The 16,180-nt window shown below is 69.8% G+C and carries 14 protein-coding genes; 12 read left to right on the top strand and 2 right to left on the bottom strand.

Annotated elements, in window-relative coordinates; translation table 11 throughout:
* The first annotated feature begins 138 nt into the window (after nucleotides 1-138).
* The 12 genes from ACWGI2_RS40845 (at nucleotide 139) to ACWGI2_RS40790 (ending at nucleotide 13,911) form a co-directional block, all read left to right on the top strand.
* A complete protein-coding gene (locus ACWGI2_RS40845) occupies nucleotides 139-1,233 on the top strand; it encodes a prephenate dehydrogenase/arogenate dehydrogenase family protein (RefSeq protein ID WP_453701054.1) in 1,095 nt (364 codons plus the stop codon).
* A gap of 675 nt (nucleotides 1,234-1,908) precedes the next feature.
* A complete protein-coding gene (locus ACWGI2_RS40840) occupies nucleotides 1,909-3,102 on the top strand; it encodes a cytochrome P450 (protein ID WP_453701053.1) in 1,194 nt (397 codons plus the stop codon).
* 99 nt (nucleotides 3,103-3,201) lie between these two features.
* The gene (locus tag ACWGI2_RS40835) at nucleotides 3,202-4,671 is read left to right on the top strand and encodes an MFS transporter (protein ID WP_453701052.1); all 1,470 of its coding nucleotides are present in this window, start codon (nucleotides 3,202-3,204) and stop codon (nucleotides 4,669-4,671) included.
* Complete coding sequence (locus ACWGI2_RS40830; RefSeq protein WP_453701050.1) at nucleotides 4,668-5,165, top strand: pyridoxamine 5'-phosphate oxidase family protein; 498 nt, start codon at nucleotides 4,668-4,670, stop codon at nucleotides 5,163-5,165. Before ACWGI2_RS40835 ends, ACWGI2_RS40830 begins: the two co-directional genes overlap by 4 nt.
* Nucleotides 5,162-5,653: a hypothetical protein gene (locus tag ACWGI2_RS40825; protein ID WP_453701048.1), complete on the top strand. Its 492-nt coding sequence runs from the start codon at nucleotides 5,162-5,164 to the stop codon at nucleotides 5,651-5,653. Before ACWGI2_RS40830 ends, ACWGI2_RS40825 begins: the two co-directional genes overlap by 4 nt.
* Nucleotides 5,654-5,952: 299 nt before the next feature.
* The gene (locus ACWGI2_RS40820) at nucleotides 5,953-6,240 is read left to right on the top strand and encodes a winged helix-turn-helix domain-containing protein (protein ID WP_453398271.1); all 288 of its coding nucleotides are present in this window, start codon (nucleotides 5,953-5,955) and stop codon (nucleotides 6,238-6,240) included.
* Nucleotides 6,241-6,459: 219 nt separating this feature from the next.
* Entirely contained in the window at nucleotides 6,460-7,866 is a 1,407-nt protein-coding gene (locus ACWGI2_RS40815) for a cytochrome P450 (RefSeq protein ID WP_453701047.1), read from the top strand.
* Between the two features lie 61 nt (nucleotides 7,867-7,927).
* Nucleotides 7,928-9,469, top strand: a complete 1,542-nt coding sequence (locus ACWGI2_RS40810; protein WP_453701046.1) for an FAD-dependent monooxygenase — start codon at nucleotides 7,928-7,930, stop codon at nucleotides 9,467-9,469.
* Between the two features lie 64 nt (nucleotides 9,470-9,533).
* Entirely contained in the window at nucleotides 9,534-11,069 is a 1,536-nt protein-coding gene (locus ACWGI2_RS40805) for an FAD-binding oxidoreductase (RefSeq protein WP_453701044.1), read from the top strand.
* Between the two features lie 68 nt (nucleotides 11,070-11,137).
* The gene (locus tag ACWGI2_RS40800; protein WP_453701043.1) at nucleotides 11,138-11,974 is read left to right on the top strand and encodes an SAM-dependent methyltransferase; all 837 of its coding nucleotides are present in this window, start codon (nucleotides 11,138-11,140) and stop codon (nucleotides 11,972-11,974) included.
* Between the two features lie 54 nt (nucleotides 11,975-12,028).
* A complete protein-coding gene (locus ACWGI2_RS40795; protein ID WP_453701041.1) occupies nucleotides 12,029-13,105 on the top strand; it encodes a hypothetical protein in 1,077 nt (358 codons plus the stop codon).
* A gap of 2 nt (nucleotides 13,106-13,107) precedes the next feature.
* Nucleotides 13,108-13,911, top strand: a complete 804-nt coding sequence (locus ACWGI2_RS40790) for a class I SAM-dependent methyltransferase (RefSeq protein ID WP_453701040.1) — start codon at nucleotides 13,108-13,110, stop codon at nucleotides 13,909-13,911.
* A 418-nt stretch (nucleotides 13,912-14,329) separates the two neighbouring features.
* Here the strand turns inward: ACWGI2_RS40790 and ACWGI2_RS40785 are convergent, their stop codons facing one another.
* A complete protein-coding gene (locus ACWGI2_RS40785; RefSeq protein WP_453398278.1) occupies nucleotides 14,330-14,668 on the bottom strand; it encodes a thioredoxin family protein in 339 nt (112 codons plus the stop codon).
* Between the two features lie 242 nt (nucleotides 14,669-14,910).
* The gene (locus ACWGI2_RS40780; protein ID WP_453398279.1) at nucleotides 14,911-16,050 is read right to left on the bottom strand and encodes a PucR family transcriptional regulator; all 1,140 of its coding nucleotides are present in this window, start codon (nucleotides 16,048-16,050) and stop codon (nucleotides 14,911-14,913) included.
* Between the last annotated feature and the right edge of the window lie 130 nt (nucleotides 16,051-16,180).

The raw sequence follows: 16,180 nt of genomic DNA, 5'->3' as shown, positions 1-16,180 counted from the left end.
AGCAATCTTTCACGTACCCGCCGACGAGGCCGCCGAGCAGGCATATTCCGGTGGTGACATCGGCAAGGGAGGGACGTTGAGAATTCCGGAACACGGCGCCCACGGTCCCCTGCACCTGCGGCAGGACGGCTCAGGCTGATGCGTTCGGCGCTGATACTCGGCACCGGGTGCGTGGGCACTTCGGCGGCTCTGGCGCTGCGCGCGGCCGGGGTGGCCGTCCACCTCGCCGGGTGCGACCAGGACGCGCTGCGGCTCGCGGTGTCGCTGGGCGCCGGCACGGCCGAGCCCCCGGCGAAGAAGGTCGACCTCGCCCTGCTCGCGGTGCCCGCGGACGAGGTCGCACCGGCTCTGAGCCGGTTGCAGAAGCGGTCGGTCGCCCGGGCCTACACCGACGTGGCCGGCGTCAAACTCCGCCCGCAACAGGAGGCGTTGCGGCGCTCCTGCGACATGAGCAGCTATGTGGGCGGCCATCCGCTCGTGGACCGGGTGCGCACCGGTCCGCTGGCCGCCCGCATCGACCTGTTCCGGGCCCGTCGCTGGGCGCTCACCCCCACCGAGGCGACCGGCACCGAGGCGCTGAACCAGGCGCTGGAACTCGTCGCCCTGAGCGGCGCGACCCCGGTGGTGGTGGATGCGGCACAGCATGACGAGATCGCCGCTCGCACCACTCAACTCCCGCAACTGGTCGCGGCGTTGCTCGCGGGCCGGCCCGCGCAGCCCCATCCGCTGACCGAGGACACCACCGGTGCCGGTCAGGCACAGCAGGCGGCGCCGGCGGTGGAGCCGTGGAGCGCGCTGCTGGCAGGCAACGCGGACGCGGTGCTGCGGCATCTGCGGCGCCTTGACGGCGACATCCATCGGGCGATGGAGGCGCTGGAAGAGGTGATGGCTCCGGTCGCCGACGGCCGGGGCAACGACGCTGCCCGTGACCGGCTGCGCGCACTGCTCGGCCGGGCCGCTCCACTCCACGCGCAGCCGACCGGCCGTGCCACCGACACCGTCCGGGTCAGCGTGCGGGATCGCCCCGGTGAACTCGCCCGGCTGCTGGCAGAGGTGACGGCGAAGGGCATGAACATCGTGGACTTCGTCCTTGACCGTACGTCCGGTCAGCTGCTCGGCACCGCCGAGATCAGCGTGGCCCGCAACAGAGCGGCACAGCTGGCCATCGACCTGAGTGCCCGGGGCTGGCCGGTGGAGCCATCCGGCCCGGCCACGTCCCGCCCGGAGCCTTGACCCCGAAGCCCGAACCCGAAGTCCCGAAGTGGCTGCGAGGGCCCCACCGTCCGCAGCCACCGGCCAGCGGCCGGCAGCGGCGGCGGTGACACGACGCTCCGCGGCCCGGCCCCGACGAGAGCGAGGAGCATCACCATGTACTGGATCTTCTGGGGCGTCCTCGGCCGCATGACCTCGGCAAGTGATACTGCGGCACGGCCGAGGTATCCGCCGCCCCGCGCCAGGCGGGGCGCGCGACGCCTGCTGCCGGGGGCACGCGAACGAGGGCCACGCAGCCGGACAGTTGCTCGACGGCCGACGTGAACACGCCGCGACGCTGTCAGTCGACGCCGACACCACCACCTGCGCGCGATCGGGCCAGCCCTCCAGGCCTTCCGGGGCCGCTGGATCTGCGGGATCTGTCGGATCTGTCGGATCGGCGACAGAAACGGTCACGCGATCCGAGCCACTGCGGTGCGTTTTGTCGCCTCATGAAGCTTTTGGTGACCCGGATCGCGCCAGAGTCGAGAGAGGAGCCGACGACCGCCTAGGTACTTGAAGCATGCATCGCCACGATGGGAGATCGATTTTTCGCCCTTGATCTCTGTTGATCTCTGTGTCCGATCGCGTCGAGAAGAAGTAGGTGCTTCACGAGTGACACGCCCACGAGAACCGCACACACCCGACGCACCGGATGTGCCTCACGCACCCCGCGCACCGGAGTACCCCTTTCACACCTGTCCCGCATTACAGGTCCAGCCGGAGTACGCCCGGCTGCGGCAGGAGGAACCGATCAGCCGCGTCACCCTGCCCTACGGGGGTCAGGCCTGGCTGGTCACCCGCCACGAGGACGTCCGCTTCGTACTGTCCGACAGCCGTTTCAGCCGCACGGCGTCCGTGCGCCCCGGAGCGCCGAGGTTCTTCGAGCAGCCGGTGGCCGACGGCCTGGGCTATATGGATCCACCCCGGCACACCGACGTACGCCGACTACTCAACCGGGCGTTCACCGCCCGCCGCGTACAGGCCTTCCGCCCGCGGGTGCGGCAGATCGCCGAGGCACTGCTCGACGGTCCCGCGGGGCGTCCGCCGATCGATCTGGTCACGGCCTACGCCCAGCCCCTGGCGGGACAGGTGGTGTGCGAGTTCGTCGGAGTGCCGTACGAGGACAGCGAACGGTTCGCGCCATTCTTCGACGCCGTGGTGTCGACAACGGCGTTCGCCCCGGAGGAGATCCAGGACGCCGTCAGCGGCGTGCAGCGTTACTTCACCGACCTGGTCGCTTCCGAGCGGCGCAACCCGTCGGACACCTTCTTCGGAGAGCTGGTCCGCCAGAGCGGACGCGAAGGCACCCTGGACGACCAGGAGTTGGTCAATCTCGGATTCGGCGCCGTCGTCGCCGGCTACGAGACCACGTCCTCGCAGCTGTGCAACTTCACCTTCCTGCTGCTGACCAGGCCCGAGCGGCTGAAAGCGCTCCAGGCGAACCCGGAGGACATCCCGGACGCCGTCGAGGAACTGCTGCGCTACGTCCCCCTCCTGTCGTACGGGGGAAACCCGGTGGTGGCCACCGAGGATGTCATCGTCGCGGGGCAGCTGGTGCGGGCCGGCGAGACGATCGTGCCGTCGAACAACGCCGCCAACCGGGACGGGGAGGTCTTCGCCGATCCGGAGGAGATCGATCTGCGCCGCCGGCCCAATCCGCACCTCGCCTTCCACCACGGCGCGCACTTCTGCCTGGGGTCCCAGCTGGCCCGCGCCGAGCTGCAGATCGGGCTGCACACGCTCATCGCGGGTCGGCCATATCTGGCCCTTGACCTGCCGCCGGAGGACATCAGCTGGAAGCAGGGGTCCGTGCTGCGCGCCCCCACCGCCCTGCCGATGCGCTGGTAGGGCGGGCCGAATGCCGCCGATGTGACTTGAACGCGATCCCACGGACGGCGATCCGTTACTCTGTAAACTGAGTGGCCGTTCAGAAATGGGAGGACGCCCATGGCCGCAGATACAGGAACTACGTGGACCGGCCGTCAGCGTGCATTGCTGTGGCTGTTGTGCTCGGCACAGTTCGTGCTGATCGTCGACGTCGTCGTCGTGAACATCGCGGTCCCGTCGATCCGTTCCGAACTCGACGTCCCGGTGAGCTTTCTGCAGCTCACCAGCGTCGCCTACACCGTGGCCTTCGGCAGTCTGATGATCGTCGCCGGGCGGGCGGGCGACATCTTCGGCCGGCGCAGGCTGCTGATCGCCGGACTGATCCTCTTCACTGTCATGTCCCTGCTATGTGGCGTCGCCCAGGAGGGCTGGCAGCTCTTCGCCGCCCGGGCCGGCCAGGGAGTCGGCGCCGCCATGGTCTCCCCCAGCGCCATGGCCCTGCTCGTCGGCGCCTTCCGAGAAGGCGCGCTGCGCAACCGCGCGCTCGGCATCTGGACAGCCGTCGCCTCGGCGGGAGGGATCGCCGGCCAATTGCTCGGCGGGGTGGTGACCGAGTACATCGGATGGCGGGGCATCTTCCTGATCAACGTCCCGATCGGCGCACTCGTCGTCTTCACCGCCCTGCGGCTCCTACCCGCCGACCGGCCACGCCCGTCGTACGACCCGGCAGACCCGAACACGCCGAACGAGCGCCTCGACGTGCCGGGCGCCATCCTGCTGGCCGCGACCCTGGGCGGGACCAGCGTCCTGCTCGCGGACGTCTCGGGCGGCGAGAGCTGGCTGACGGCGACCGGGCTGCTCATCCTGGGGCTCTTGGCGTTCGCCCTGGTGATGGTCGAACGGCGCGCCCCCGACCCGGTGTTGCCCGGCAAACTGCTGGCCCGCCGCAACGTGGCCGTCGCCAACGTGGTGCTCATGCTCAACGCCAGCGCCACCACTTCGGCCCTGTACTTCAGCACGCTGACCATGCAGACCGAAATGGGCTACGGTCCGCTGCAGACCGGACTCGGGTTCGCTCCGATCACCCTCGTCGTGCTGCTGATCGCGCCCAAGGCCGGCGCCCTCGTGGAACGGGTCGGCGCCCGCACATTCTTGCTGCTCGGTTCTCTCGTCGCCGCCGCCGGACTGCTGCTCCTGGTCTTCACCGCGTCCGGCTCCGGCAGCTACTGGACCGGAATTCTTCCCGGCCTCGCCCTGGTCGCGGCCGGCAACGGCCTTTCCTACGCGCCGATGGTCTCCCTGGCCACCGCGGTCCCCGAGTCCGAGCACGGCCGCGCGTCCGGCCTCATCAACACCGCACAGGAGTTGGGTTCGGCGCTCGGCCTGGCCGTCCTGGCCTCGGTCGCGACGCTCGGCGCGCTCGGCAGCCTGGGCAACTACTCGCTCGGCTATCTCGCCGCCGCCGGTGCGGCCCTGGTGGCCGGGGTACTCGCCTTCGCCGCGCCCGAACCGACACCACCCCCGAAGACCCCACAGGACCCACCTACGCCGTTGGCGGCCCGCGAGGGCGACAGGACGGAGGAGACGTGACCGAGGACCTTCCCCACGAGGTGCGCGAGGTGTTCGCCCGCACCCTCACATGCGAGATGACGACACTGACCCGCAGGGAACAACGCCCCATCACCGCACCCATGCTGCATCTGTGGCGCCCCGACCAGCGGGACTTCATCCTCAGCAGCGGAATCATCATTCCCGCCAAGCTCTACCGCATCCAGCGCGACCCCCGCGTCGCACTGTCCTTCTCCGAGTTCGTCGGGACCGGACTGAGTGACCCGCCCGCCGTTCTCGTGCAGGGCACCGCCACGGTGGATCAACGCGTCTACGGCGCCGAGGGCATGGAGGACTTCTGGAAGGAACTCTTCCGCAAGAAGCCCGCCGCGCAAGACCTGGTCTTCGACCCGGACGAACGGAGCGTCGACACCCGGGTGCGGACGTACTGGCGAGCTCGGATCACCGTCCGGCCCCGCGCGATCTGGACTCTTCGCGGAAAACCGGGAACCCAAGAGATGGAGCGTGTTCTGTGACCAGCCACGGCAACGAAGAGGACCGGATCGAGGGCCTGCTCGCAAACTTCGGCGCTCAAGCCACCACGCCCGTCCTCTCCTTCCTCGACGGAGACGGTCCCGTCAGCCTGCGGTGCCACGCCCGATGGACGCGCGAGGCCTTCCTCGTCACGTCCGTCCTGCCCGACCCCGACGCCGCCACCGGAGCGGTCGCCGCCTCCCTGTTGTGGCACCACCATGACGAGAGGCTGGAGGACCAGCGCTCCATGATGCTGCCCGGCACGCTGGAGCCGGGCACGGCCCCCCGATCCGCGGAACGCGTGTTCCGGCCGACCGCGGAGCCGGTGCTCATGGGCCTCGAACCCGTGGACGTGGACGCCCTGTTCCGCACATTCCACAAGGCGTCGGACACCTATCTCGAACGGCACTCCCAATCGCCCCCGCACGTCGACTGGGAGGCGTTCGAGAGGCTCATCGCCGAGGTCAGGGCCAAGACGCCGGACAACTGAACCAAGCCCCTTCCGCGCCGGAAAAGCACCCGCGTTTCCCCCACGAGACTGATAGGGCAAGTCCATTGAGCCGAAATCGAGGAAATCGAGTCCAAGTCAAACTTGTGCGGTGGCCCACGGAATCGGCCAAGAGAAGAAAGTGCGTCGAGCAGGGAGAGCTCCGGCTGCTGGTCATAGAGGGTGGTGCGCCCGCGCCCCTGTGTTCCGACGTACGGGAGGACTGGGTGCGCGCGCCCATCAGCACGGCTGATCTGCAAGCACGCGTAGCCGCGTTACGTGCCAAGTCCCAGCCTTTCACCGTGCCACGGGTGGATCCGAGCGGCGCACTGAAGTACCGCGACCGGGTCGTCGCCATCTCCCCGGTGGAGACCACATTGCTGGAATGCATGACCGATGCGTTCCAGTCGCTCGTCCACCGGGAAGAACTCCTGGAGTGCCTCGAGGAGAGCGAAGCATGCAGCACGCGCAACGCCCTCGACCTGCACATCATGCGCATACGCCGGCGCATACGCCCGCTGGGCCTGGTCCTCCAGACCGCCTGGGGGCGGGGCTACATACTCGAATCCGACACCGCCCCCTCGGCCTGAGCCCTTTCGCACAACTCCTCGTGGAAACCTGCCCGTCAGGCATAACGGCCCCCGGGCCCGCAGCGGGTTCTTTCCCGCTTCTTTCCTCTCGCGACCGGCCGCACGCAGCCGCTTGTACGGTGGCGGCCACGGTCGCGTCGATCAGAGAAAACACCGCCGCGGCCACCGGCTCACGAGACCCATTCATGGACCACGCCTGGAGACTCCATGAAAAACGCTATGGCCGTCTCAGCACCCCCCGCGCAGCTCCCCGGCCCCGTGCAGATACCCCTCGTGGGGTGGCGCACCCGGGGACTGCGGATGCTGGGCGATCCAGCCGAATACTTCATGCGCCAGTACGCCCGCTACGGCGAGGTCAGCGCCTGGGACCCACACCGCCCGCGACACGTTTTCGCGTTCGGCCCGGAATACCTCAAGAAGATCTTCGCGGAGCCGGATGTCTTCATCGCCGACTCATTTCGTGAGGTGCGGATTCCGGAGCAGAGTTCCTTCTACCGGCTCACCAACGGCCTGTTGCGGCGCAACGGCGATCCGCACCGCACACATCGCCGGCTCATGCAGCCTTCCTTCACCGCCCGCCGCGTCCTGGTGCACCGGGCGACCGTCGCCGACGTGACCGAGCGCTGCCTGTCCCGATGGCGCGCCGGAGATGTCGTACCGATGCACGACGCCCTGGCCCGCATCATCATGCTCACCGCGATGCGGACCGTGTTCGACATCGATGCCCCCGCCAAGATCGACCGGCTGCAGGGACTCATCAGCAGGCTGCTGCGCGTGGCCGCGTCGCCCCTGACGTTGCTGGCACCCTACGACCTGCCGGCCAGCCCCTTCCGAACCGCCCTGCGCACCTGCGAGGAGATCGAGGCGCTGCTCCTGGAGATGATCCGGGAACGCCGCGCGGGCGAAAGCACCGGCAACGACGTGCTGACGAGCCTGGTCAACGCCGTCGACGACGACGGCAGCCGACTGACCGAAGCCGAACTCGTCGGCGAGGCCTACACCGCCTTCTGCCACGACAGCAGCACGGCCACCCTGATGTGGACCCTCCTGCTGCTCGACCAGCATCCCCGGCTGATGAACGACGTGGCCGACGAAGTCAGCGCCGTCTGCGGGGGCGGGCCGCCCGACGACGATCAACTGGGCCGGCTGCCGCTGCTCGACGCCGTCCTCAAAGAGGCGCTGCGTCTGCTGCCCCCCGCCCCCATGCTCATCCGCTACACCGCACGGCCCACCGCCTTCGGCAGGTATCAACTGCCCACCGGCGCCATGGTCTTCTTCAGTTCCTACGTCACCCACCGCCTGGAGGAGACCTACCACGACCCGCTGCGCTTCGACCCCTCCCGCTGGGAACGGGAGAGCCCCTCCACGTACGAGTATCTGCCGTTCGGCGCCGGCGCCCACAACTGCGTGGGCCGGCACTTCGCGATGCTGGAGATGAAGACCGTCCTGGCGCAGTTGCTCCAGAAGTTCCGCCCCGCGCTGGTGCCGGGCACCGTGGTGAACCGGTCGATGCGCGTCTCGCTGGTGCCCGGCCACGGCCTCCCCATGCGGCTGCTCCCCCGCGGCACGACGGCACCCCCGACCCCGTTGCGCGGGAACATCCGCGACAGCGTGCGACTGCCCTAGCGCCCCTCGCATCGCACGCCTTTGCCCCCTCCCCTCTTCGGCAGAGCCCCCAGGAGTCCCCGTGTCCACCGACCCGCCCCTCGTCCTCATCTCCGGAGCCGGCCCCACCGGCCTCGCGCTCGCCGGCGAACTCAGCGGCTCAGGCATCCGGTGCCACGTCGTGGAGAAACGGCGCCGGCCGTCGCCGTACTCCCGGGCCTTCGGCCTGATGCCCCGCACCATGGAACTCCTCGACATGCGCGGCCAGTTGGAGCCCTACCTCGATGCGGGGCTGCCCTGCACCCACCCGCCGCTGGGCGACCTGCGCGGACACCTGGACTACCGCCGCCTGGACACCCCGTTCCCCTACATCCTGATCATCCCGCAGTCGCGCACCGAGGAACTCCTGGAGAAGGCGGCCCTCGGGGAAGGCGCGCAGATCGAGCGCGGGGCCGAAGTAACGGCCGTACACCAGGGCCCGGATGCCGTACGGGTCGAGATCACCGGCTCCGACGGCACCCGGCGGACGCAGACCGCGGACTTCCTCGTCGGCTGCGACGGCGTCCGCAGCACCGTACGCCAGAGCGTCGGCATCCCCTTCCCCGGCCGCGACTACCACCAGTCTCTGATGATCGTCGACGCTCCGCTCGGCCGTCCCCCGGACCCGGAGATCTACGCACGCATCACGCGCCGCGGCATGGTCGCCGCCTATCCGTTCGGCGACAGCACCTTCCGCCTCATCATCCTCGACCGGCAGAAGATGACCGTCCCGGTGGAGCAACCCCTGACACTCGACGACGCGTCGGACAGCATCCGCGGCATCCTCGGCATCGACCTGGCCCCCTACGACCCCCTGTGGCTGTCCCGGTTCCGCAGCGCGCAGCGGCACGCCACCCAATACCGCCGCGGACGGGTGCTGTTGGCCGGTGACGCCGCGCACACCCACATACCCTCCGGCGGGCAGGGATTACAGGTGGGCATCCAGGACGCGATGAACCTCGGCTGGAAACTGTCGGCCGAACTGCACGGCCGGGCCCCGGACGGCCTGCTCGACTCCTACGAGCAGGAGCGGCTGCCGATCGCGGAGGCCACCCTGCGCAAGACGGACATGAACTTCCGCTTCGAGATCTCGGACTCCCCGCCGGCCCGGCTGGCACGCTGGCTCATCATGAAGGGCGGCCGCTTCGGGCCGCTCCAGACGCCGGTGCTCAAGGAGTTCGCCAACTTCACGCTGCGCTATCCGCCGCCGCACCGGGACCGGCACAACACCCTGGTGGGCACCCGGGTCCCGGACGCCACCCTGCACGGCCGCGAGGGCAACGGCGGGCGGCTGTTCGAACTCTTCCGGCGGCGGCGGTTCGTCCTGCTCGACCAGTCCACCGGCGGCCGTGCCGCGGACCTCGCGGCCGACGGGTGGGGCGAGCGGATCCATGCCGTCCGCAGCCACGCCCAGGGCCGCGTCCGGCTGCCCGAGGTACTCCTCGCCCGCCCGGACGGCTATGTCGCGTGGGCCGGTGACGCCGACGACCCCCACGCCCTGCGCGGCGCGCTGACCCACTGGTGCGGCGCTGCCCGTCCCGGCGCCACGACGGTGCGGTCCCCCGTCGGCACGACCGCACGCTGACACCCCTCACCAGACATGCCGACCAGGAATGCCGACCAGCCACGCGACCCGAAGGGATCCTTCCGTGTTGGACCGACGTACGACGCTGCGACTGGGAGCCGGGGCGGCGGCAGCGGCCGCCGTCAGCACCGGAGGCCATCAGGCCTACAGTCAGGCCCACGGCCGGACAGGAGACCGCATTCCCTGGGCGCGGCTACGCGACACGCTGCGCGGCGAGTGCGTACTGCCCGCCGATCGCGGTTACGAGCAGGCCAAGACCATGGTTCTCGGCCAGTTCAACTCCGTCCGTCCACAGTGCGTCGCGTACTGCGAGACGGCCGGCGACGTGGCGCACTGTCTGCGTTTCGCGGCCGCCCACGACGTGCCGGTCGCCCCGCGCAGCGGCGGCCACAACTACGCGGGCTGGTCCACCACGGAGGGCCTGATCGTCGACGTCTCCCGGATGAACCGGGTGCGCCCCGGCGACGGCTCCGTGCATCTGGGGCCGGGCGCGCAGGCCGTGGACATCGTGCACCAGCTGGCACCGCACGGCCTGCAGACCATTTCGGGACTGTGCCCGACCGTCTGTCCGGGCGGCTACATCCTCGGCGGCGGCATCGGCTGGGCGACCCGCAAGCACGGCCTGGGCTCGGACATGCTGCAATCCGCCGAAGTGGTGCTCGCCGACGGCAGCGTGGTGCGGGCGTCGGAGAAGTCCGAGGCCGACCTGTTCTGGGCGCTGCGGGGCGGGGGCGGCGGCAACTTCGGGATCGTGACCGACTTCCAGGTGCGGCCGGTGTCCATCCCCTCCCTGGTGAACTTCAACCTGACCTGGGACTGGGAGCACGCCGTCGACGTCACCCACGCCTATCTGGAATGGCTGCGGCACGCCCCCGACTCCTGGGGGTCGACCCTGGCGATCTTCCTGGCGAAGTCGACACCCGGCGCGGTCCCGCACCTCCTGCTCCACGGAGCCTTCCTGGGCAGCGAGGGCGACTTCCGGCGGGCCCGTAACGAACTGGTCGACGCCATCGGGCGGCGGCCCGCCACCGAGGACGTCGCCGACCTGCCCTACGACAAGGCCTCGATGCAGCTGTACGAGTGCGGGGACTACTCCGTCGAGGAGTGCCACCTGGTGGGCAGCAACCCCGAGGCGAAGATCCCGCGCTACCACTTCGCGGTGGACCGCGGACGGCTCGCGGACCGGCCGCTGTCGCGTACCGCGGTGCGTGAACTCATCGAGGCGTTCGACGCCGACCGCGTCGGGGAGCAGTTCCGCTATCTGACCTTCTTCGCCCTGGGCGGCCGGGCCAATCGGGTGGGGCGCGGGGAGACCGCGTACGTGCACCGGACTTCGCAGTACTACATCGGCTACACGGTCGGCCTGAACGAGGACAGCCCGGATGCCGGAAGCCGCGAGGCCGCGCAGAAGTGGGCCGACAAGGGCTTCGAGGTGTGCGACCGGTACGGCATCCCCGAGGACTACATCAACTTCCCCGACCCGCACCTCTCCGACTGGCGCACGGCCTACTACGGAGAGAACTACGCACGGTTGACCGCCGTGAAACAGGCCTACGACCCCGGCGGTTTCTTCCGGTTCGGCCAGAGCATCGGAAGCTGACCGCCGTCCTGACGACGCACACCCCACGCACCCCCACGCACACACCCGCCGAGAGAGGCTGATGCGCGATGACGACAGAGCAAGCGCCCAGCAGCAGCAAGGTCGCCGACATGTACGACGAGATCACCACCGTCATGGCCAAGTTGTGGAACGGCAATCTCCACTACGGCTACTGGAGCGGCCCCGACGACGACAGCAGCTTCGAAGAGGCCGTCGACCACATGACGGAGCAGGTCATCTCGCGGCTCGACCCGCGGCCCGGTCAGTACGTGCTCGACGCGGGCTGCGGCATCGGGTCGCCGGCGCTCAAGCTGGCCCGCGACCACCCGGTGACGATCAAGGGGATCTCCATCAGCCCCCGTCAGGTGGCGCTCGCCAACGAACGCGCCGGCAACGCGACCGGCCTGGCCGGCTCGGCCTCCTTCGAGGTCGTCGACGCCATGAACCTTCCCTGGCGGGACGGCACGTTCGACGGCGTGCTGTCGCTGGAGTCGATGATGCACATGCCGGACAAGCTCCAGGCGCTCAAGGAGATACGGCGCGTGCTGCGTCCCGGCGGGCGCCTGGCGCTCGCCGACATCGCCCGGCCGACCCTGCCCGGCGACACCGGTGACGGCGAGCCCAAGGCGTCGACGTCGGACGAGACCTATTCCATGGTGCGGATCGACGAATACGGCGCGCTGCTGCGGGAGGCCGGCCTCGAGCCCCTGGAAGTCACCGACGTCAGCGACCGGACCCGCCGATCGGGCCGCCACTTCGTGGCGGGCGCGGAAGCCTGCCGCGACGAATACGTGCAGGCGATCGGTGCCGAGGAGTTCGAGCGGCGGCTGGAAGAGGGACGAAGGCTCGAGCGGACGCCGGAGATCGGATACGTGCTGATCGCCGCCCGGCGGCCCGCGGAGTGACGCGGGCAACTGACCGCCGTGCCCCTCCCAGCCGCTGAACGGAGGCTTGAACTCATGCTTCGCCACGACTACCCGCAAGACCTGGACCATCTCCCCGAATTCGCGCCGATGCTGGACGGCTACCGGATCGCCGTGAACGAGATCGACGGGATCGAACTGCAGACGATGTACGAGGAGGCGGGCTTCCTCTACGAGCAGAAGAGGAAGATGCTCGGGAGCAATCTGGCCCTCGTCCGGGCCAACTGGGACCGCGCACTGAGCAGTCCGGACGACCTGTTCACCCTCGTCTACTGCTCCGACCAGCGTGGAGCATGGGCGGCGATCACGCTGTGGCGAGCCGCGGAGCACACGTACGCCCTGACGTCGCTGGTGTCCAACGGCAAGAATCCCTACGTCACGCGTGCGGCGGTCGTCGCCGGTTACCGCCGGCTCTCGGAGGCCGGTGCGCGCTTCCGCTCGAGCTGGTTCAGGCCCGAGCACCCGGTCGCGGCGGACTTCGCGCACCGGGTGGCGCAGGACCGCGCCAACACCACCGTCGTGGGCCTGGACTACATCCCCTACCGGCCCGGTGGTGACCTCCGGTACGCCGAGATCCGCGTCGAGGAGCTGGACGGCGCGCTGACCGATGACCACCTGGACCTCGTCGCCGAGTCCCGCGGGCCGCTGTGCGCCGCGGCGGGCCAACTCACCGGCCCCGACGCCCGGTGGGACACACTCGACCGCATCTGGGGCCGCTGCGGACTGCGCCGCTATCAAATCCCGCTTGCCGCCTACGCCCGCGGCCGGCTTGTAGGGATGGCCCTCTGCCAGCGTGGCGCGTTCGGGATCAATCCCTCGCTGCTCGAGAACAAGTGCGACCTGATCCTCGATCACACCGCGGACCCGGCCGTGCTGCGCAAGGCGGCGGCGTCGCTGCTGCACCGCGCACACGAGGTCTACCGGGACTACCCGGGTGTCCCGATCCCGGTCATGTCCACTCCGGGGGCCACGCGCGTCCTGAACGGACTCGGCCTGCACCCCACCCGTAAGTACGCCGAGATCATCACCACGCGCGCGGGATTCCGGCACGCCTGCCAGGCCGTGTGCGACTCCTACAGCGACCGGAAGCAGCAACGACGACGGAGTGCCTGAGCATGCGCTATCTCATGGAGGACACGCGTGAAGCACGCCGTCTCAGCGAGAAGGTCGACCCCGACCGATGGGTCGACGACTGGATCGGCGCGCACCTGCGGCCCGGGATGAACGTCCTCGACGCGGGCTGCGGCCCCGGTGTCATCGCCGCCACGGTCGCGGACCGCGGCCGGGACATCACCGTCACCGGCGTCGACATCGGCAGCCACCGGGTCGCCGAGGCGCGCCGGAATCTCGGCGGCAGAGGCACCGCCGTCGAGGGCGACGTCCGCCGCCTGCCCTTCCCCGACGGGGCCTTCGACCTCAGCTACTGCCGGCTCATGTTGCAGTTCGTGCCGGACGTGGAGGCCGCGGTCCGGGAACTGTCCAGGGTCACGCGGGGAGGCGGCACGATCGTGCTGTACGAACTCGACGGTCAGCTGAACTGGAACCACCCGGTCGACGACCGGCTCCAGGAGCTGCTCTCCAGCGTGCTCGCGGGCACGGGCGAGCGTGGTTTCGACTGGCAGGTGGGGCGCAAGCTGTACACCGTGGCCGTTCACTGCGGGCTGCGCGACATCGACGTCGCGGTCGAGCCGTATCACCTGATCGCGGGCAGCATCGATCCCGTGCGGCGTGATCAGTGGGCGCTGAAGTTCGACGTCGCGAGGCCCACGGCCACGGCCGCGCTGGGCAGCGAGCAGTTGGCCGAGGAGTTCTTCCGCCTGTTCATGGAGCACCTGGACAGCCCCGACACCCTCACCTACAGCGTCGCCTTCGCCGTCACGGCAACGGTCCCGGAGGCCCCGACGCCAGCCGCCCCCTGACAACCCGGCCCTGGTCGGCTGGGCGAGCGGCGACGCGGTGCCTAGTGCGTTGCTGCCGTAAGGCCACTCCGACACCACTCGCCACGAACAACGAAGCCCCGCCCGGACAAGGTCCGAACGGGGCAGGGTGGCGGTTGCGTCAGCCGCACTCAGGCGAGTCGGCGCTCTACCAGCCGACGAGCCTCGACGGCTCGACGGTCGCCGAGAAGAGTTCGCGGCCGACCTCATCGGAGAAACTGCCGTGCGACAGCGGCGTGTGGTGAACGACGGCCACCGATTGGTGATGCACCGGATCGAGGACACCACGCGCTGCCACACCCGCTCGGGGCGCACGGTCACCAGTGTGTGGATGGAGCTGGCCGTCGCCAGTCAGAGACGAGACGTGACGGGCGTCGCGGCCTCGTGCCGCGGCGGTCGCTCAGAGGTGGTCGTCCAGGAGCTTCCGTACCTCGGTGCTGGTCATAGGCCCCGCGCCGTGCGTCACCACCTCTCCCTCCTTCAGCAGGACGTAGGACGGGGCTCCGGTGATCCCATATCGCTCGGTTGCGGCCGGGCAACGCGTGATGTCGGCGCGGACGGCCGTCAGGCGGCCCGTGAACTCGTCGGCGATGCCGCCCACGACGAGGTCCATCACCCGGCAGGGCTCGATTGCCTTGGGCCATGTCCCGGTGAAGTATGCGAGGACCGGAACTCCGCTCATCCCGAGGATGAAATTGAACTCCGCGTCCTCACGGGGTCGGTGAACCCGGTTCGCCATGCAAGCTCCTGACCTCACGTTCCGTCATTCCATCCCCATCATCCCTCGCGCGGTGTGCCAAGCCGGCCCGGTCGATCGTCCGGTTGACCTGTCGGAAGGGAGGCACGGGCCGCCGCGGGACCAGGCTGGTCCCCAGCGCGAGCGGCCTGGCCCCCGCCCGCATGAGCCAGCTGACGGCACCGAGAGCGGGGCACGAACCCTGGACCGCTCGCGGACGCGGTCGTGAACGGTCGTAGTACGCGTCAGCTGCCCTGAAGACCGAGCGCCAGCGTCAGTTCAAGGACCCGGTGTGGCGATGCGAGATCCGGGAACAGCTCCCGCAGCTGCGACATCCGGTACCGGACTGTCTGGGGATGGACGAACAACGCCGCCGCCACCTCGTCCCGCCTGCCCTGGTGCAGCAGCCAGGCCCGCAACGTCTCCTCCAGCCGCCGTGCGGTCGCGACAGGCAAGGTCCGCAGCGGTGCGAGGGCTCGGGCACGCAGGTCCGCGAACGCGTCCGCGTCGGCGCTGAGCACCAGCTCGGGCAGGTGGGCCTCGGTGTCGCGAATATCAGAGGAGAGGGAGCGCGCGCGTACGGCTCGTGCGTACGAGGCCGACGCACGAGTCCATGGCCGGGCCGGGCCGACCACGGCGGTGCGGTCGGTCAGACGCCGCAAGAGATGTGATCGGTCGGCATCGGGGACGAGCAGCACACCGGTGGCATCCGGAAGATCGTCGAGGACGAGGGTGCTCGGGTCGAGCGCGCGGTAGGCAGGCCGGGCCTGGGCCGCGGGCAGCAGGACCGCGGTCAGCGAAGCCGGAGGCTGCCACCCGGCCCGTTGAACAGAGGCAAGGAGCACGTCCGGGCTCGCCCCGGCGAGGAGGTCACGGGCCAGGTGTTCCAGGTGGCGCTCCTGGTCCCTGCCCCGGGCGGCCAGCTCGTCGGCGTGGCCCGCGGCGCTCGCGGCGGAGAGCTCGTCGATGTAGGCAAAGGTCAGCTCGGCGAACTTGGCGACCTCGGCGGCGGGCAGACCCGCGGGTACGGCACCCGCTGCCAGGCATCGCCAGGCCACGCGGGCGCCGACGCGGTAGGCACTGAGCAGGGCGTCCATCGAACGGCCGTCGCGCACCTCGCCGCGGCCCAGCTCATAGGCCGCGTCACCGGCGTCGCCGCCTGTGGCGTTCCCGCTCGCGAGGTCCAGGTAGTGCCCCAGGGCGGTGCGGACGGCTCGGCGGATGGTGGCGCCCATGCGGCCCGAAAGGGCGTTGGCGTAGGGAGGAACCTCGTCGATGATCGCCTGGACGACCTCGTCGGCGGTGCTCTTCAGCGCGGCCCGAAGCGCGGTGACCGTCGTCTCATCCAGGGCCAGCTCGCTGGCCCTCCGGATTGCATGGCTCATGTTTTTGTTCCCTGCGAACAATTCAGTCGACCAGATTTACGTCCTGCGGTCAGGACTTTACGCCTTGAGGCGCACCAAGCTGGGGTCATGACGAGTACAGCCCTCCGCAGCAGGGCGTGGAATCTGCTGG

It is taken from the genome of Streptomyces sp. NPDC054866, from assembly GCF_053610745.1.
The sequence above is the reverse complement of the archived record's forward strand: the minus strand, read 5'-3'. Positions and strand labels throughout refer to the sequence as shown.